The 20145-nt window shown below is 47.1% G+C and carries 14 protein-coding genes; 13 read left to right on the plus strand and 1 reads right to left on the minus strand.

What is annotated here, in order from left to right; all coding sequences use genetic code 11:
- The first annotated feature begins 29 nt into the window (after nucleotides 1-29).
- From GJR95_RS13420 to GJR95_RS13465, 10 genes are all read left to right on the plus strand, one after another.
- Nucleotides 30-665 (plus strand): DUF1684 domain-containing protein, encoded by a 636-nt coding sequence (locus GJR95_RS13420; protein WP_162386347.1) that lies wholly within the window; start codon nucleotides 30-32, stop codon nucleotides 663-665.
- Between the two features lie 105 nt (nucleotides 666-770).
- Nucleotides 771-3215, plus strand: a complete 2445-nt coding sequence (gene pheT, locus GJR95_RS13425; protein WP_162386348.1) for a phenylalanine--tRNA ligase subunit beta — start codon at nucleotides 771-773, stop codon at nucleotides 3213-3215.
- A gap of 90 nt (nucleotides 3216-3305) precedes the next feature.
- On the plus strand, nucleotides 3306-3644 hold the full coding sequence (locus GJR95_RS13430; RefSeq protein WP_162386349.1) for a coiled-coil domain-containing protein: 339 nt from the start codon (nucleotides 3306-3308) through the stop codon (nucleotides 3642-3644).
- A gap of 47 nt (nucleotides 3645-3691) precedes the next feature.
- Nucleotides 3692-3979: a cell division protein ZapA gene (locus GJR95_RS13435; protein ID WP_162386350.1), complete on the plus strand. Its 288-nt coding sequence runs from the start codon at nucleotides 3692-3694 to the stop codon at nucleotides 3977-3979.
- Between the two features lie 105 nt (nucleotides 3980-4084).
- Nucleotides 4085-5695 (plus strand): ribonuclease Y, encoded by a 1611-nt coding sequence (gene rny / locus GJR95_RS13440; RefSeq protein ID WP_162386351.1) that lies wholly within the window; start codon nucleotides 4085-4087, stop codon nucleotides 5693-5695.
- Nucleotides 5696-5876: 181 nt separating this feature from the next.
- Nucleotides 5877-6530 (plus strand): DUF4230 domain-containing protein, encoded by a 654-nt coding sequence (locus tag GJR95_RS13445; RefSeq protein WP_162386352.1) that lies wholly within the window; start codon nucleotides 5877-5879, stop codon nucleotides 6528-6530.
- Nucleotides 6531-6585: 55 nt separating this feature from the next.
- A complete protein-coding gene (locus tag GJR95_RS13450) occupies nucleotides 6586-8592 on the plus strand; it encodes a M1 family aminopeptidase (protein ID WP_162386353.1) in 2007 nt (668 codons plus the stop codon).
- Between the two features lie 15 nt (nucleotides 8593-8607).
- The gene (locus GJR95_RS13455) at nucleotides 8608-9066 is read left to right on the plus strand and encodes a VOC family protein (RefSeq protein WP_162386354.1); all 459 of its coding nucleotides are present in this window, start codon (nucleotides 8608-8610) and stop codon (nucleotides 9064-9066) included.
- A 315-nt stretch (nucleotides 9067-9381) separates the two neighbouring features.
- Nucleotides 9382-10986: a sensor histidine kinase gene (locus GJR95_RS13460; RefSeq protein ID WP_162386355.1), complete on the plus strand. Its 1605-nt coding sequence runs from the start codon at nucleotides 9382-9384 to the stop codon at nucleotides 10984-10986.
- 148 nt (nucleotides 10987-11134) lie between these two features.
- Nucleotides 11135-12349 carry a glycosyltransferase family 1 protein gene (locus GJR95_RS13465; RefSeq protein WP_162386356.1) on the plus strand — a complete coding sequence of 405 codons (1215 nt, stop codon included), beginning with the start codon at nucleotides 11135-11137 and terminating at the stop codon, nucleotides 12347-12349.
- A gap of 43 nt (nucleotides 12350-12392) precedes the next feature.
- On the opposite strand, the gene GJR95_RS13470 is transcribed toward GJR95_RS13465, so the two are convergent.
- Complete coding sequence (locus GJR95_RS13470; protein ID WP_162386357.1) at nucleotides 12393-14069, minus strand: NFACT RNA binding domain-containing protein; 1677 nt, start codon at nucleotides 14067-14069, stop codon at nucleotides 12393-12395.
- Nucleotides 14070-14380: 311 nt separating this feature from the next.
- Here GJR95_RS13470 and GJR95_RS13475 point away from each other — a divergent pair, with 311 nt between their 5' ends.
- From GJR95_RS13475 to GJR95_RS13485, 3 genes are all read left to right on the plus strand, one after another.
- A complete protein-coding gene (locus GJR95_RS13475; protein ID WP_162386358.1) occupies nucleotides 14381-17671 on the plus strand; it encodes a SusC/RagA family TonB-linked outer membrane protein in 3291 nt (1096 codons plus the stop codon).
- Nucleotides 17672-17755: 84 nt separating this feature from the next.
- Nucleotides 17756-19495: a RagB/SusD family nutrient uptake outer membrane protein gene (locus GJR95_RS13480; RefSeq protein WP_162386359.1), complete on the plus strand. Its 1740-nt coding sequence runs from the start codon at nucleotides 17756-17758 to the stop codon at nucleotides 19493-19495.
- Between the two features lie 113 nt (nucleotides 19496-19608).
- On the plus strand, nucleotides 19609-19872 hold the full coding sequence (locus GJR95_RS13485) for a hypothetical protein (protein ID WP_162386360.1): 264 nt from the start codon (nucleotides 19609-19611) through the stop codon (nucleotides 19870-19872).
- The last annotated feature ends 273 nt before the right edge of the window (nucleotides 19873-20145 follow it).

The following is a 20145-nucleotide window of genomic DNA, read 5'->3' on the forward strand; positions in this document are numbered from 1 at the left end:
TATAAATAAAATTTCGCACGTTTGCAATTATGTTGACGAACAAATATTTATTAATTGGCCTTTCATTTCTTGTCCTGCTCGTTCTGTATTTCAGCTTTTTCGATGGTAATCCATCGGGTTCATCAGAAGGGCTGAATGCGTCCGTTCAACCCAAAGAATACAATCGACAACTACAGCAGGAACGCAAAAAAAAGGATCAGCTTTTCAAAAACGGTGCCGACTCACCGATCACCGATAAAGCGAATTTCAAAGGACTCTCCTACTTTCCGTCTGATCCGAACTTCAGGGTAATCGCCAAACTTGAGCCTTTCGCCGATAAAACGCAGAAGCTCGTTGTTCGGATGAGTGATGGTTCTGAGGAAGTATATGATAAATTTGCCCATGCCGTTTTTAGCCTAAATGGCGAAACATGCAGGCTACTTATTGTAAGAGTCCAAAAGACCTATTCGATACTCTTCCGCGATGTGACCTCTGGGACTGAAACTTACGGCGGAGGCCGTTATCTGGAGCTTGCACCGGCCCAACTGACAGATTCACAGGCATTATTAGACTTTAATTCGGCCTACAATCCCTACTGTGCCTACAATCCTACTTTTGCCTGTCCATTGCCTCCCGCCGAAAATAAACTACCTATAGCCGTAAAAGCGGGAGAACGCTATCATTAAACAGAAAAGACAAGACTGGCCAAGCCGGGCAAATAGTTCTTTCTACTCCACTCCCCTTGTTCCTATTTCTCCTTACCTTTGCGACATTTATCGCATTGGCATCGTATGGAGATTTCCTATAAATGGTTGCAAGAGTATATTAATTTACCCGAGTCACCCGAAGAAGTAGGCAAAATACTGACCGGAACCGGTCTTGAAGTTGAAGGAGTCGAGAAAATTGAGGCCATACCTGGTGGGTTGGAAGGCGTCGTCATTGGCGAAGTACTGACCTGCACTCCCCACCCCGACGCCGATAAACTGAGTCTGACAACAGTGGATGTCGGTGCCGAACAACCGCTTTCAATTGTTTGCGGAGCGCCCAACGTTGCGGCTGGACAGAAAGTGGTGGTTGCCCTTGTGGGCGCAACCTTGCACCCAACATCGGGTGAACCATTTCAAATCAAGAAAGCCAAAATTCGTGGGGCTGCTTCGGAGGGAATGATTTGCGCCGAAGATGAAATCGGATTAGGCGTTTCTCATGCGGGCATTATTGTGCTGGACACGAACGGCCCCGCAGCTCAGATACCCAATGGAACACCAGCCGCCCGCTATTTTAATCTTGAAGCTGACTACCAGATTGCGATCGGTCTGACTCCGAACCGCATCGATGCCGCTTCGCACTTCGGCACTGCCCGCGACCTGAAAGCCGCCCTGAACCGACCACTGACCATGCCATCAGTGGCCGATTTTGCGGTGAATAATCGTGATCTTACGCTCGACGTACGTGTAGAAGACCTTGCGGCCTGCCCACGTTACGCAGGATTGACCATTACCGGGCTGACCGTTGGAGAATCGCCAGACTGGTTAAAGAAACGATTGATCAGCATTGGCCTCAATCCGATCAACAACGTTGTGGATGTGACCAACTTTGTCTGTCATGACCTTGGGCAACCGCTCCACGCTTTCGACGCGGGTAAGATTGCAGGTACTCAGGTTATCGTTAAAACGTTGCCGGAAGGAACGCCCTTCGTAACCCTCGATGGCGTCGAGCGTAAGCTCAGCGCTACCGATCTCATGATCTGTGATGCCGAAAAACCGATGTGTATTGCAGGGGTTTTCGGCGGACAAAATTCAGGGGTAACTGCCGAGACGACAAGCATCTTTCTGGAGTCAGCTTACTTCTCACCGACATCCGTTCGAAAAACGGCCCAGTATCACGGCCTTAAAACCGATGCCTCCTTCCGATTCGAGCGTGGTACCGATCCCAATATACCCGTGTTCGCGCTGAAACGTGCTGCTTTGCTGATTCAGGAAGTGGCAGGCGGTGTGGTGAGTTCTGAAATAACCGATTTGTATCCAGACCCCATAGAACCGTTCCGGGTGCTGGTACGCTATCGAAACATTGATCGGCTGATTGGCATAGCGATTGACCGGACAGAGATTCACCGTATCCTGAACGCGCTCGATATTCAGGCTGGCGAAATGAGTGCCGACAGTTTCATGGCGGTTGTTCCTCCTTACCGGGTAGATGTTACGCGCGAAGCCGACGTTATTGAAGAAATATTGCGGATATACGGGTTAGACAATGTGCCGTTATCGGTCACGCTTTCGGCCGACTCGCTATCTGAATTCCCCAAAACCGACCCAAATCAGTGGCAAAGCCGCGTGGGTCAACTTCTGGCGGCTAATGGTTTCTACGAAATTCTGACACTCTCGCTTACCCGGCCAGCTTATAATGATGCAATCCGGTCTACGCTGCCTGGTGAGGACGTCACGTTACTGAATCCACTGAGCGAGGAATTATCGGTTATGCGGCAGACAATGTTGTTCTCATCACTCGAAACGCTGGTCTATAACCTGAACCGCAGGCAGAAAGATCTGAAGACATTTGAGTTTGGCAAGGTTTACCACAAGATCCAGAACGACGATGGAACCAGTAAATACAATGAGCGGATGCGGCTCAGCCTGGCAGTGTCTGGTAATCAGGAAGCAGAAAGCTGGCTGCAAAAAGGTCAGGCAGTAGCCTATCATGATATAGCAACGGCAGCTCAGCGAGTATTGAATCTATTCCGAATAAAATCAGTTGATACACAGCCAGCTGACCCTGCTATATTCCAGTATGGCTTGACTTATCTGGTTAACAAGAAACCACTGGTCAGTTTGGGGCTGGTACAACCAAAATTAACCAAACTGGTTGATCTGAAACAACCCGTATTTTACGCCGATTTCGACTGGAGTGCCTTGCTGAAGCTGGCTAATACTAAAACCCGATACGCAGAAGTACCCCGTTTTCCTGAAGTTCGGCGTGATTTATCACTAGTGCTCGATAAGGCAGTTACATTTGAACAGATCAGCCGACTGGCTCATCAAACGGAACGTAAATTGCTACGTTCGATAAATGCCTTTGATGTATATGAGGGAGAAAGCCTGGGCGCGGGTAAAAAATCATACTCTGTAAGCTTTACGCTGCAAGACCCGACCCAGACACTGACTGATGCAGTTATCGAAAAAACCATGCAGCGGCTCATGACTGGTTTTGAGCGTGATCTGGGCGCGGTGATTCGTAAATAATGAGTAAATAAGTGCGAGAGAAATTGCATTTTGGGAGAGTACACTAATCAATGGATCAATCACTTATTTACGTAATTACTCAAATAAACCGTGGTTAGTGAGCATCAAATCGTGGCATTGGTAGAGCAACTCGAACGCAAAATCGGGTTGCTAAAAGATGTATATGATGATGCAAAAAGGCGTATCAAGCAACTGGAAAGTCAGAATAACGACCTAAATAATCGCCTGAAGGAACAACAAACCCAAACAAAAGAGTTACAGAAAAAATTAGATAATTCAGAGAAAAAGGTACTAAAGTCAAAAGACTTTGGTATTATTGTAAGTACCAATCTGTCAGAGACAGATACGAATGCCGAATTAAAAAAACAACTCGACGAGTATATCCGGGAATTAGAACGGTGTATAGCTCACTTGAGTAGTTTGTCATAAACCCAAATTGGCTCCAGGCTTAAGCCTATTCTGAGCCGACCGCAGCGATGGAAGAACTGTCTATTCGCGTAAAAATTGCCGACCGATATTACAAACTGTTTGTAGAATCGGAGTCGGAAGCAATCGTGCGCGAGGCCGCCAAACTGCTTCAGGATGAACTGAAGCAATATCGGGATCTGGGCATCAGCGATACGCAGGATGCTTTAGCGCGGATAGCCTTCGATTGCCTGATTACCAAGCTCAGAGGAGAACGACAGGTGCAACGATTACAACAAATGGTGTTTGACAAAATAACTCAGTTAGATCAGGTCGTCACGCCGGCCATAACAACATAAAAAACGGCGGGTCACCCACCCCACAATGCCCCGGGTCATATACTGGGCACTCGTATCGCGGCAGGTTGAATGGTTTATTTGTTCACCCCAAACGATATAAGTACAATGGATATCCCACTTTGGTTAGCCGTCTTTGCCGCCCTTGCGGGTGGCGGAATCGGGCTAGTGATCGGCCGCCGGATGATGGCGGGCGCTCATGCCAAACGCGAACAGGAAGCTGAAGAAAAAGCAGCTTCTATATTGAAAAATGCAGAATTACAGGCCGAAACAATTAAAAAAGATCGGATGCTGGAAGCGAAAGAAAAATACCTTAAGCTGAAAGCCGAATTTGAAGAGACAACCAATCAGAAACGAAATCTACTTCTTCAGAACGAAACAAAACTCAAGCAGCGCGAGCAACAACTTAGCCAACAGGCCGATCAGCAGCGAAACCGTGAAAACGAATTAAACCAGCAACGGAACGAACTCGGGCAACAAAAAAATAGCCTATCGCAGCAAATCGATGCGCTTAACCGCCGGAAAGAAGATGTTGACCGCCGTCAGCAGGAAGCCGACCGTATGTTGGCCGATCAGGTTGCGCAACTCGAAAAAATAGCTGGCCTCTCCGCCGATCAGGCCCGTGAACAGCTTGTTGATACGCTAAAGGCCGAAGCTGAAACCAGGGCGTCATCGTACATCAAAAATATCGTTGAGGAAGCCAAACTAACGGCTACCAAAGAAGCCAAAAAGGTGGTTATCGAAACCATCCAGCGGACAGCTACCGAACACGCCATCGAAAACTGCGTTTCGGTTTTCAATATCGAATCCGACGATGTAAAAGGGAAGGTAATTGGTCGCGAAGGTCGTAATATCCGAGCCCTCGAAGCAGCAACCGGCGTCGAAATCATTGTCGATGATACGCCCGAAGCAATTATTATTTCCGGTTTCGATCCGGTTCGGCGCGAAATTGCCCGGTTATCACTCCACCGACTCGTGCAGGACGGACGTATTCACCCGGCTCGCATTGAAGAAATTGTTGCCAAAACCCGCAAAAATATTGAAGATGAAATCGTTGAGATCGGTGAGCGAACCGTTATTGATCTCGGCATTCATGGTCTTCACCCCGAATTGATCAAGATGGTTGGGCGGATGCGCTTCCGGTCCAGCTATGGTCAGAACCTTCTCCAGCACTCCCGCGAAGTAGCCAAACTCTGCGCCACCATGGCTGCCGAGTTAGGGCTGAATGCCAAGCTCGCTAAACGTGCCGGTCTCCTTCACGATATTGGCAAAGTATGGCCCGAAGAAGCTGAACTGCCCCACGCCATTCTGGGCATGGAGTTAGCCAAGAAATACAAAGAGAACCCCGAAGTAATCAACGCCATTGGCGCCCACCACGATGAAATCGAGATGACGAGTATGATCTCGCCGATCGTGCAGGTTTGTGATGCTGTTTCGGGCTCACGGCCGGGTGCCCGCCGTGAAATGATGGAATCGTACATCAAACGGCTCAAAGAACTGGAAGAACTAGCAGGCAATTTTCCCGGTGTAACGAAATGTTACGCCATTCAGGCTGGTCGTGAGCTACGCATTATGGTCGATGCCGATCATGTTTCAGATGAGCGGGCAGGCGTATTATCTTACGAAATTTCGCAGAAGATCGAAAAGGAAATGCAATATCCTGGCCAGATCAAAGTGACGGTTATCCGGGAAATGCGGGCGGTGGCCTACGCGAAGTAGTCGTCAGCGATAAATCTGTAGATACGAAAGGGGTCATTGCTGGCCCCTTTTTGTTTTCAACAAACCCGCGCAAAATCCGTTTCTTTGCCAACGCATAAGTCCGGCTATTTCCTGTTTTTTGCCAATCAGCGAGTGACACCCGGAAGCGTAAGTCGTCAAACGATAACTTGATTTTAACCCAATGGATTTCTTAACCACCGTACTTCTTCTTATTGTCGGCGCAGGCGGAGGTATTACTCTCGCGAATGTTCTGCGTAATCGTTCAGGTGTCACAGATGTCCGGCATGAATCAACCCTCCTGCTGGAACGCATCGAGAAAGTGTTCAAGGTCGTTATGGCCGAAGGGTACTTCTCGGAAATTTATAATTATCAGGATCAAAAGAAAATTCTTTATCTGCTCAATGACCCCAAAAAGGCAATGGTCATTGCGAAATCAAAGGTTCTGGTTGGCTTTGACTTTGCTAAAGTCCGGTTTCGGGCATCCGATACTGGCGATAAGAAATTAATCATCGAATCGTTTCCGGAGCCAGAAGTGCTGTCAATTGATACCGACTACAAATTCTATGACATTCAGGCGGGTATCCTGAATCACTTTAGCGGAGCCGATTATACGCAGATTTTAGATGAAGCCAAGCAGGCAATGAATGATCGGGCCTTACAAAGCGATCTGCCTAAAATTGCCAACAATCAGATTCAGTACATGATGTATCAACTCGCCAGTTCTATGGGCTGGCAACTCCAGCTCCCCGAAGCTGAACAGCGACAACTCGATGTCTTGAAGGCACGGGCAGAAGAAAAAGCAAAGGAGCAAAAACAACTATCATCAGGCCAATAACTTTCCGTTCGTTTTAGCGTTTTCGGGTATAGCACGTCAATAAGTGCGGTTCTATATGTGTTTAGTCACTATTATCTTTCTTTTACTTTCGCATCTTACTCAGGCACAGACCGACACACTTGATGACGGCGGAGTCGCCTGTCGGGCAGGTAAAGTTGGCTATTATGATCGATTAGCCACGAATCCTAAAGCGCGTATTGCCTATGCTGGCGATCCGACCATCGACGTTACCTATTATGGCCTTGATCTTTCTCTGACTCATACGCCAAATTACCTGAAGGGAGTAGCCACGATTACCCTCAAAAGCACAACCTCAATCAGTAGTTTCTTTCTGGATCTGAACTCAACCACGATTCCAACAGGACAGGGATTACGCGTTGATTCCGTAAAAGCCGGTAACCAGAAACTCACCTATCAGCATGCACGAAATCAACTAACCATTACTCCTTCGCAACCATTAGCCACTGGGCAAGCCCTGACGTTAACTGTCTACTATCAGGGCATTCCCAATAGCCGCGACTTAGGCACTTTTGTATTCAGCAAACACGAATCGACCGCCGATCCGGTAATCTGGAGTTTAAGCGAGCCTTACGGTGCGCCGGACTGGTTCCCCTGCAAAGACACTCCCGGCGACAAAGCCGATTCGTCAGCGGTCAGCATTACGGCACCCGCCCGATTTGTATCCGTTTCCAATGGAATCCTGATCGGCACCACCGACAACCCTGATGGCACCCGAACCTATCGCTGGCGAAACAGCTACCCAATTGCCCAATACCTGATCTCAATTGCGCTGACAAACTACGAGCGTTACGACACCCCGGCAACGCTCCCAACGGGTGGGCCACCATTACTAATTACCCACTACATTTATCCGGAAACCTTACCGAAGGTTAAAGCTGCCCTGAATCAGACACCCGCCATGATTCAGTTATTTACCGATCGTTTCGGGCCATACCCATTTTTGCGCGAAAAATATGGCCATGCCCAGATTGGCCTGAATACGGGTGGAATGGAGCATCAAACGATTTCATCGATGGAAGAGAGGGCGCTCACTCCGAATGTTATCGCTCATGAGTTGGCCCACCAATGGTTTGGCGACAAGATCACCTGCCGCGACTGGCAGAATATATGGCTTAATGAAGGATTTGCTTCTTATGCCGAAGCAATCTATGCCGAATCGACAACTGGAATGACGGGATACCAAACGGCCATCACTAATTTCATGAATCGTGCCCGTAACGCCCGTGGCTCCATTTACGTCCAGAATATTACCAACTTCGGGAATATTTTCGATGGTAACCGCACTTATGCAAAAGGAGCAACTGTCCTGCATATGCTCCGGGGTGTTGTGGGTGAGGAGACATTTTTCAAGATTCTTCGTGCATACGCAGCTTCACCAGCCGTTGCCTACAAATCGGCCGTAACAGACGATTTTCAGGCTGTTGCAGAACAGGTTTCTGGCCAAAAATTAGGCTATTTCTTCCAGCAGTGGATTTACGGCGAAGGGTATCCAACCTACCGCGCTACGGCTTCGATCGTTAATGGGTCCCGTACAATACAACTACGGCTTGAACAACGAAATACGGTTGCCACTAATCCTGCTTCGTTTACAATGCCGGTTCAAATACGGGTGCAATCGGCCTCAGGCGATACAACCGTAACAGTCTTTAACGATCAAGCCGATCAGATCTATACTTTACCTACGCGCGGAGCGGTAACGGGCGTGTTGATAGATCCGGGCAATTTAATTCTGAAAACGGTAGAAACTGTTGTTCTATCCCCCATAACGGCGATCAACGAACCCGTGTCGAGTCCAATACGCGTATACCCGAATCCAACAGCCGAAACGTTGACCATTGATTTTTCAGCTCAGTCGGCCGGGCCTGTCACATTAACGCTGACGAACATGCTCGGGCAGCGGCTGCGAACCGAAACCGAGTCAATTCCCGGCTCTGGCGATTATTCCCGAACAGTTAATTTACGCGGGCTTCCGTCCGGGCGTTATATGCTTAAAATTGATCAAAAAAATAGTCAATCTACCCAAGTCGTTTTAATTCATTGATTACTTTCGTGGACTATGAAAAAGCGACTCGTTTTATTTCTATTGGTATGTATTGGCTTAACATCCGGTACACTTTTCGGCCAGGATAAACTTGGGATTATCCGGCACAATCACCTGGCTATTCACGTAAAAGATGTAGCGAAGAGTGCCATTTTTTACCGCGATGTTATGGGTTTAAAGCCAATTCCTGTTCCCGATAATTTGAAAGCGATCCGTGCCTGGTTCGATTTAGGTGATGGTCAGCAGATTCACCTCATGGACGGTCGAACAGAACAAATTACGCACGACAAAAACGGAAGCCATTTTGCGCTGTTTGTCGCAGATATTAGCAAGGCAGAACAATATCTGAAAGCCCAGAACATACCCTTTCACAAACAGGTGCGTTTCGATGGCGTGGTCCAGGTATACTTTTCTGACCTTGATGGCTATTTGTTTGAACTGAATGAAGGTAAAAAATTGACGCCAGGGTCCTGATCCGTTTGTCCCTGCCCGAATACTGTTACTGTTATACCATCAAGTTGCGTCGACGCATAGCTCGATAGAAACTTGGTTATGGGCAATTTTCATTCATTTATTTAACGGTATTTCTGCTAAATAGGGCGATTAGAACCAAGTAACAACGCATTCATTATCAACACAATGCCCAAAACGCTCATTGAGAGTGCCAGGGCATTTTTTTTAGGGCAAACAGTACGCATTTCTCCTGATTTTATTGTTTTTTTTATACCAAATTTATAAATCCTGAAGTTCTATAGATGCGTATCTATCCTTAACTATACCGTAACCTTCATGAATCAACTATCTCCTTTTAATGCAGCTCCTCCTGGATTTGAGCTATCCACCGAAGAGCAGGCATTCCTTTGGCAACAGGTACTGGCTCATTCAATTAATGGATTAGTTGGTTTGATAGCCGTCCGTGAAGGTTCCTCTCCTGATGGGCCAATCATTAATTTTCAATATCATTTTGCGAACCAAACAGCACTGAAAGACACGTTTCCTGGTAGCCAGAGCGAAAAAACGGATATTATAGGGCGGTTATTGACTGATTTTTTCCCTTCCGTCCGTGAAACAAAACTCTGGCAAACCTACCTTAAGGTGATCGAAACAGGCGAAGCGCATCGCATCGAACAGAATTACAAGATTGACGATCGAGAGGTCTGGGTAGTTCAATCAGCTGCTCCATTTGGTCGGGATGGTCTATTGCTTTCCTATACCGAAACGAGTGATTTACACCAGACTGCCCGCCGACTTGCCCGGCAAACTACGCTGCTCAATGGAGTTCTGAATTCATCGCCTAATGCCATTGTGGTGTTTGAAGCAGTTCGTAATGCTCAACAGGAAATTATTAATTTTAAAATAACACTCACGAATCGGCAGTTTGACGAACTTGTCGGGCAAGCTGATATGCGCTTTACGGGTCTGTTATTAACCGATATCTATCCGCTTAAACCCCAGCGCATGGATCGATTGCGGCAAATGCTGGCCACTGACGAAACGATCCGGATTGAAGAATTTGTGCCAGCATTGGGCCGATGGTTCGATGTTACGCTGAATCACCTCAACGATGGCTTTGTGGCTACTGTTCAGGATATTACGACGGCCAAACAGATGCACCAGCAACTCGAAGTTACGGTTCAGGAACTCCATCGTTCAAATCATAATCTGGAGCAATTTGCCTACGTAGCTTCACACGATTTGCAGGAGCCTTTGCGTAAGATTGTTTCCTTTGGCGATGTACTGAACGATCAGTTTGCCCATGAATTGAGCGAATCAGCAGCTGACCTGATCCGGCGAATGCAGACATCAGCCGGGCGCATGCGATCATTGGTACAGGATTTACTGACTTTCTCCCGATTGTCGGGCAATTCAACTACGTTTGGCTTAGTGGATCTCAATCATCTGGTCGCATCGGTGGCCGACGATCTTGAACTAACAATTTATGATCGAAAAGCCCAGTTGACGATTAATATCTTGCCAGCCGTTTGGGGTGATGCCTCTCTGCTTCGGCAATTATTCCAGAATTTATTAAGTAATGCGCTCAAGTTTCAGAATATCAATCCGACTGGCGGGCCAATACCTCCCCGAGTTAGTATTAGCGGTTACGTAGCCACTGAGTCTGAACTACCTGCGGCCTTATCCCAATCGGATGTGTCGCAGGCAGGTCGTCGTTTTGCCGTACTAACTGTTTCCGACAATGGTATTGGATTTGACGAACGGTACCTGGATCGCATTTTCACTATTTTTCAACGGCTTCACGGACGGATGCAATATGCCGGAACAGGCATGGGTTTAGCTATCTGTAAAAAGGTAGTTGATATTCATGGCGGGCATATTACAGCTACAAGCCAGGAAGGAAATGGAGCAACTTTCAGCATCTTCCTACCCATGATGTAGGCCACGGGAGTAGGCGCTGGCCACTCCCTCAATTAATTATTTCCCCAATCAACATTTCATATACGGTCAGGTTTTTTAAATTGGAGGAATATATGTCTAATCAAGTTCTGGTCAGACTATTCAATCAATTTTCTTCTACAACCTGTTTATGGAAATAACGGAATCAACACCTGATTCAACGAAGGTAGTTAATCTATCCAGTCGGCAGCTCAACCCGGCTACAGTAAATCACAGTTCCACTTCATTCCCAGTCGATGATGTCCAGGATTTGATTTGTTTCTCTCACCTCCGCTGGAATTTTGTGTATCAGCGGCCTCAGCATTTGTTAAACCGGGCTACCAGAAACTACCGGGTCTGGTTTATTGAAGAGCCAATTTGGGGAGACCAGTTGACACTTACCCGTTGCCATCAAACCGATCGTCTGACGGTTCTGGTACCTCATTTACCCCACGGAACCAAGCCTGCCGAAGCAATTCGCTTACAACGACAGTTGATCGATACCTTCATGGCGAATGAACGCATTAGCAACTTCATAGCCTGGTATTACACACCGATGGCTCTTCTGTTCAGTGACCATCTTACTCCCCGACTAACCGTTTATGACTGTATGGATGAGTTATCGGCATTTTGGGGAGCACCCCCGCAATTGCTGGAACAGGAGAAACGGCTCATGGGGCGGGCCAATATTGTTTTTACTGGCGGACACAGCCTTTATGAAGCGAAATGTAATCGGCATTCAGATGTATTTGCGTTTCCAAGCAGCATCGACTTTTCACATTTCTCAGTAGCTCGACAGCCACAGCCTGACCCGATCGATCAACAGGCATTACCCAGGCCACGTATTGGCTTCAGCGGTGTCATTGACGAACGATTCGATTATGAGCTTTTACGCGAACTCGCACAACGCCGACCACAGTGGCAGTTTATGCTGCTGGGTCCAATCGTCAAGATTAACCCGGCTATACTGCCCCGTAGCTCCAATGTACATTATCTGGGTATGAAGTCCTATAAAGACTTGCCCGCCTATTTCAGCAACTGGGATGTTGCCATGCTGCCATTTGCCCTTAACAACTCGACCCGGTTTATTAGCCCGACTAAAACGCCTGAATACCTGGCGGCTGGCTTACCAGTCGTATCAACGCCCATCCGCGACGTTGTACGAACGTATGGTAATGCCGACTTTGTACAAATTGCCGATTCGGCATCAGCCTTCGAATCAGCAATTGAAACAGCCCTTACGGGTGGACATCCAACGGATTGGACCGCCATTGACGAATTCCTCATGGAAAACTCCTGGGATCATACCTGGAGTGAAATGAACCGGCTTATCGTTGCAACAATGAGCCTCTCTGTAGAGCAGTAGTGATGCTCAGTACGTGAGCAATCCGGATTGCTCACGTACTGATTTATTCTTTAGGTACGACCAGTATACTAGATTCTTTCTCTACGATCACCTGCCCTTCAGCCAGCCCTTTTGGCTTACGAACGAATTTCTTAGGCGTCACAATAACCGGGCACAGGCTATCCGTTCGGCGTTTAGAGTACCAAGCGGCCAATTCAGCGGCCCGCTCGATCACGTTTTTAGGAAATGGCTTACCAGCCTGATGTTTTATAATAACATGTGAGCCAGCCACATCGCGGGCATGAAGCCACAAATCGTCTTTATAGGCGTACTTCTGCGTTAATAAATCGTTGTTCCTGGCATTGCGCCCAATCAGAATTCGGAAATTATCCACTGTAACTTCCTTAAAAAGCTGAATGGTGCCATCCTCATTTATTCCCTTGCCCGGCTGATCGCCCAGTAGATTATACTGTTTAGTATACCGGCGTAATTCTTTTAATGTCTGAATAGCTTCCAGATCGGTTTTTTGCCGATCAAGTCGAATAATTTCTTCCTCACGGGCCGTTACCTGTGCTGTTAGATAGTCTGCCTCCAGTTTCTCGTTCTTGGCTTTTCTGTAATAATTTTCGGCATTCTTCTGCGGACTTAGATCGGGCTTTAGTCTGATTGTAATCGGTTGATCACGATAAAAATCGACCAACGTTACCGTCTCAGGCGACTTCGTTCCTGAGCCTTTCGGAATGTCGTGTAAATTGGCCATTAGGATATGGCCTATTTCTTCATGGCTAGTCCCATCCTCCCGATCAATCATTCGTTGAAGATTGACTTCAATTAGTGACTCAGCTCGTTTCCTCCTTTTTTCAAGTAATCGTAATAAATCCCCTTTTTCGCGCTCAAAGATGTTTAAGCCATTATAGGAGATAAAAAAGCGATTGGCAGCCTCTATCGGATTATCAAATTCACGCTGTATCTCGCCAAGGGGCACCAGGCTAAGGGTTGGTCTGTGATTTAGCCGGGTCAGGTAGTAGCGGGGTTGTTCAAGCTGGCGTAACGTTTGCTGAATTATTTCCCACTCTTCCTGTGGTCCTATCTTCTCTTCACGCCCTGCTTTTTGTTGCGAAATCCACTCATTTACTACTCTGCCAAATGTCGGAAAGAGTTTTCGGTAGTCGAATTCTGCCCGAACAAATGCCTCCCAGGATTGATCGATAGGCCGGTCAAAAGCGTCGAGTACGAGTTGCTGGTCAGCGGCTAGCTTCTGATTAAAGAGGTCAATAACTGCATTCTCGTGAAAGGCCAGCAAATTGGGTCGATTACCAAAAAACTTAAACAGCAACGTATAGTGATCCTCGAGCAAAATTGCCAGACAACGTTCGTTCAGAAAAAAACGAACACTGACCACCGCTCGTCCGGGTCGATTGGCAGTAGCTTCTTCGGCAACATTGCTGGCTAATTGATCATGCTCATGTGTTCGCACAGGATTGATCACCTCCTCAAACAGGTCGATACTATTGGTCCGGGCGCGCTGCACTCGTTCCGGAAACAATAAACCCGAAAAGTCCGGGCGTAGTGTTGCCTTGATATAAAAGGGTTTATAGTAATTCAGCCTCCCCTTCGCCTGAGCAAATACGAGCACGACTTCGTCGCGATCCTGACTAAAGCATTCGACAAATCGAAGCCCTGCTAACTGTATGTCAAGAGCAGGCGCAAGCTGGCGAAGAAAATAATAATTAGTATGCATAAGTTGACAAAGGTAAACCGTCAAAACAGCCAATCCTCGGCCCTTCTGCCACCTTCTGAAATATTTTATTAGAAATTTTAAAAATTCATTGATAGTGCATTATCTATACCTACTATATAGTAATTGATTGTTTTTCAGGTATTTGCAAAAATACAATAAGTGATATTACCTAGAATTTGTACTTCGCGAAGGCCGATACGCTAAATTTTATTCTGATTCTACTTTGGAATATGATTAAACAGCTATAATATTTGTAAGATTATTTTCTCTATAGAATTAGTACAACCCTTTAAACCAATTTTTGCCAACCTATGAAGTCAACACTTTACAGACTTCTGCATGCCTCAATTTTAGGTGCAGTCATGCTGCTGTGGAGCTTAAATGCTTCCGCTCAAGACCGTCGGGTGACGGGTAAAGTCACCGGCGCAGATGGACCAGTTCCAGGTGCCAACGTCGTTCTGAAAGGAACAACTACGGGTACCGCCACCGATGCAAATGGTGCTTACAGTTTGAATGTTCGGGGTGCTGCCCCGATAATCGTTATTTCCGCGATTGGTTTTAAAACGCAGGAGGTAACCGTGGGTAATCGCACGGCCGTAGACGTTACGCTTGAGGACGAATCCACCGCCCTGAGCGAAGTAGTAGTAACGGGTTATTCGACCGAAAATCGCCGGGATGTTACCGGTGCTGTTTCGACCGTTAAGCCAGCACAACTTAAAGTTGTTCCCTCAACAAACGTTGAGCAACAGCTACAGGGTCGTGTTGCCGGGGTAACCGTTATCACAAACGGACAGCCTGGTACGACCAGCCAGGTTCGGGTTCGGGGCTTTGGCTCCTTTGGTGGTAACCAGCCTTTATATGTTGTCGATGGTGTTCCTACCCAGACTTCTCAGTTCATTGCACCAGATGACATCGAAACAACCACCGTACTGAAAGATGCCGCTTCGGCTTCTATTTATGGAGCGCGTGCTGCGGCTGGGGTTATTGTTTTAACGACCAAGAAAGGTCAGCGCCGGGCCCAAAAACTAAGCGTTAGTTACGATGGATTATACGGTGTTACAGATCCAGGACACGGTCCCAAAATTTTGACTCCGCAAGAACAAGCCGATTGGACATGGCAGGCTCGCAAAAATGATAATTTCCAGACCGGCACCCCTATTGGACCGGATAGTTTTACGGGTATTTCCAGTAATCAGTATGGCACCGGTCAGACTCCAGTTCTACCCGATTACATCCTGGTAGGCGGCCGGTCAGGTCTGGCTGCCAGTAGTGTTGATTTAGCTGCTGAAAAACTAAAATACAATACCGACCCAGCCAACGGAGCTATTTACAATGTTATAGCCGCCAACAAGCAAGGTACAGACTGGTATAAGGAAATTACCCACGTAGCTCCACTGACCCGGCATACATTAGGCTTTTCGGGAGGCACCGAATCCAGCCGTTACTACATCAGCGTTGGTGTACAACAGCAGTCAGGGATTATCACCTATAACAATTTCTCTCGTTACAACTTCCGGGCAAACACGGAATTTGACATTACGAAGAAATTACGTTTTGGTGAAAACATCCAGTTTGCCTATGTCTCGGCAACGGGTCTACAGGGCGGCACCGGGGGATTACTTGGTAACAACACCAACAACAACTCGAGTGTATCGTCTGATGAAAATGACATTCTGTTAGCTTTCCGGATGCCACCAATCATTCCGGTTTATAACGCGTTTGGTGGTTATGCAGGAACGGCTGCTCCTGGTTTCAACAATGCACGGAACCCAGTAGCTAACCGGATTGCAGCTGCCAATAACAAAAACTTCACGGTGTTTGGCTTTGGTAATGCTTACTTAGAGTACGATGTTATTCCAGCATTAACACTCCGCAGTAGCATCGGTGGCACGTACTTCAGTAATTACAGCAATAACTACTCACGTGCCCAGTACGAAAACTCCGAGAATAATACGAACTATACCTATAGCGAAGGCTCGAACGTTGGCTTAGCCTGGACGTTTACCAATACGGCCTCTTACAAGCAAAAATTCGGCATTCACGATGTTAGCGCTTTAGCAGGTATCGAAGCCCTGAATACAGGAAAAGGTCGGGGTGTTAGTGGTTCGGGTTTAAACCCCTTCATAACCGATCCAAACTACGTAACGATCAGTACAACCACTCCAGGAGCTACGCGCCAGGTTGGTAGTTATTATAGCTTAGGCAACAATTTCTACTCGCTGTTTGGCCAACTCAAGTATACCTACAATGATAAATACATTGTGACAGGAGTTGTTCGTCGTGATGGTTCGTCGCAGTTTGGTGCCAACAATCGGTATGGGGTTTTCCCGGCGGCTTCGGTAGCCTGGCGGCTTTCGTCGGAGGATTTCATGAAAAACCTCCCCTGGGTATCCGATCTGAAAATTCGGGGCGGTTATGGATTGATGGGTAACTCAAATTACCTGAGCTCTACCAACCAGTATAACCTTTTTGCCTCTAACGCAGGGAATGGTTATGACATTGGCGGTGCCAATACATCAATCTCTCCTGGTTTCTTCCGGAGCCAGATTGGTAATGCCAATGCTAAATGGGAAACCAGCGTCACGTCTAACATCGGTATCGATGGAGCGTTTTTCAACAATAAATTAGAAGTTGTACTCGATCTGTGGCAAAAAGATACCAAGGATCTGCTTTATCCGCTGGCTCTTCCTGGTGTAGTGGGTGTACGTGCCAATGCCCCTTATGTTAACGTTGCCAGTATGCGTAACAAAGGGATTGACCTCTTAATTACAACACGTGGCAACATTACCGGCGACCTGAACTATGAGGTTACGGCCATTGGTAGTATTCTGGATAACAAAATCACGGCTATTGCTCCATCGGTTCCCTATTTTACGGGTGGTGGTACACGCCTGGGTACTCCTGTTGTTCGGAATGAGCCTGGTCATGATCTGTCTTCGTTCTATGGCTATAAAGTTATTGGTTTGTTCAATAGCAAAGAGGAAGTTGCTGCTGCTCCAACACAAGATGGTAAAGCTCCTGGCCGTTTCCGCTACGCCGATACGAATAACGATGGCAAGATCGACGACAATGACCGGCAGTATCTGGGTAGCCCGATTCCTAAATTTACGGGTAGTTTAACGCTGACTCTGAAATACAAAGGATTCGATCTGAACACAAACCTGTATGCATCGTTGGGCAATAAGATCTTTAACAACCAACGCTGGTTTACAGATTTCTATCCTTCATTTACGGGAGCTGCGGTTAGCGCTCGGGTGAAAGATTCGTGGCTGCCAACACACACGGATACGAGTGTCCCCATTTTCGAAAACACATCGAACTTCAGCACGAATACACAGGCCAATTCTTACTACGTGGAAAATGGCTCGTATGGCCGGATGCAATACCTCAATGTTGGTTATACGTTCCCTGCTGTTTTGCTGAACAAGATCAAATTTAGCCGGTTGCGTGTATCGGCTTCGGCTACCAATTTGTTTACCATCACGAAATACGCTGGCTTAGATCCAGCCGTAGGTGGATCAGCCGATACTAACTTTGGTATTGATGTTGGTAACTATCCAGTCACTCGCGGCTACAACGTTGGCTTGAGCTTTGGTTTCTAAACGACTTTGGTAAGAAATGGGGAGCTTAACTGACATCGGGTAATCTCCCCATCTACAAATCTAACTTTTCAGGTACATTTCACTATGAAAAATCCTATTACAAAAGGAACCATAGCCACAGCAGTGCTCATGTTGGCTACGTTTTCTTGCAAAGAAAAATTCTTAGAAGTGCCGGCCACCGGCCAGTTAGCCAGTACCCAGTTAACGTCTAAAGCGGGTTTTGAAGGACTATTGCTCTCTACTTATGCGCAGTTAAACGCTCGGGGCTTTAGCCAGTCGGCCAGCTCCTATAACTGGGTTCGGGGTAGTATCTCAGGCGGAGATGCGAACAAAGGCTCAAACTCCGGCGATTTTAACGCACTAACTCCCTACGGCACGTACCAGCTCCTTGCTTCCAGCGGTGAAGTAAACGCCAAATGGAACGCCATGTATGAAGGAGTAAGCCGCGCTAACATCGTTCTTCGCTCGCTGCCTTCAGCTGGGACAGATGTAACAGCTACCGATAAAACACGGCTCACCGGTGAAGCCCGTTTTCTGCGGGGTCACTATTACTTCGAGTTGAAGAGAGCCTTCAACATGGTGCCTTACGTCGACGAAACAGTTGATTATGGAACGGGTATCGATCAGGTCAAGAACGATGTAGATATCTGGCCTAAGCTTGAAGCCGATTTCAAATTTGCGTATGACAATTTGCCCGAAACACAGACGGCTGCTGGTCGTGCCAATAAATGGGCGGCTGCTTCGTACCTGGCGAAAACATACCTATATCAAAAGAAGTATGCGGAAGCCAAAGCGCTGTTCGATCTGATTATTGCCAGTGGTCAAACAACCAACGGCAAAAAATATGGTCTGGTGCCTCAGTATGCTCAGGTCTTCAATGCGGCAAACGATAACAATGAGGAATCGATTTTTGCAACGCAGGCTGCGGCCAATACCGGTAGCTCCGACAATGCCAACCCCGATCTGGTTCTGAACTTCCCGTACAACACGGGTTCTAATGGCCCTGCTGGTTGCTGCGGTTTCTTTGCACCGAGTTTCGAGTTAGGTAATTCTTTCCGGGTGGATGCCAAAGGGCTTCCTTTGCTGGACGGCTCTTATAATACAGGAGCTAATCAATTGAAAACAGATCAGGGTCTTGCGTCAAGCGCTGCCTTTACACCAGACGCTGGTACGGTTGATCCACGTTTAGACTGGTCTATCGGACGTCGTGGTATTCCTTATCTTGACTGGATGGTTCACCCAGGCCTTGACTGGATTCGTGATCAGAGCTTTGCTGGCCCTTATTCACCTAAAAAGTTCGTCTTCTACAAATCGCAGGATAAAACCCTTACCGATGGTAGCTCCTGGACCGATGGCTATTCAGCGATTAACTACTGCATTATCCGTTATGCTGACGTACTGCTGATGGCGGCAGAGGCCGAAGTCGAAGTGGGTAGTTTAGAAACGGCTCGTAAATATGTTAACCAGGTTCGTACTCGGGCAGCCAATGCCGACGGTTTTGTGAAAGGTGCAGATGGTAAGCCAGCGGCCAATTATTTGATCGCTAACTATACGGCCCCCTTTGCCGATAAGGCAGCTGCTCGCACCGCCGTTCAGTTTGAACGTAAACTAGAACTATCGGGCGAAGGCCACCGTTTCTATGACCTTGTTCGTTGGGGCATCGCTGCTACTTCACTTAACGCATTCTTAGCATACGAAGGCGCACGGTTGACGGTAGCTTATGGCGGAGGAAAATTCACCGCCGGTAAAGATGAGTATATGCCAATTCCACAAACTCAGGTTGACTATCAGAAAGGCATTCTAAAACAGAATCCTGGCTACTAATCGTAGTGTTCAGTAGTCATAAACAAAAAGATCCGCTGCAAGGCGGGTCTTTTTGTTTATGAACATTTCAGATGCCAGCCAGTTTTTAGTTTACTCAACAAAAGACTAAAATCATGGCTAACAACAAAACCACGAACCAACCAGGCTCCAATAATTTGCAGCCAAATGATGGTCGGACCCGTAATCAGAATGCTCACGATACAGGCGGTCAACGTCCTAATGGCGAGCGAACGATGACCAATGCCAATAAAAGCAAACAAGGTCCCGAAGAGGAGCATAACGTAGAGGGTAAGACCAAAAGCGAATTAGCCGAAGAACGAGGAGGTCATGGCCACTCCGGGCATAGCGATAGCCGAAATGGCAGTCGGAAGCATTAGCGGATAAGATACTGAATGGTGGCCTGATTATCGGTCACCATTCGTCTTAGTAGACCTTTACCAGTTGTTATAGCTGACAAAACGTTTACCTGAAGAAGTGAAGATTGGGCATCTATAAAAAATAGGCACCGACTGATAAACGTTCTGTATTAGCTATAATCGGTACGATTTATGCGTAGGCCAATACCTGTCGGCTCCTGCTTTACCGCGAACGTCTTTTACTTTATTCTTGTAATGTATATAAAAAAGAAGAAGCCCTTCGACTATCGAGGG

This window comes from Spirosoma endbachense (assembly GCF_010233585.1).
Lineage (GTDB): Bacteria > Bacteroidota > Bacteroidia > Cytophagales > Spirosomataceae > Spirosoma > Spirosoma endbachense.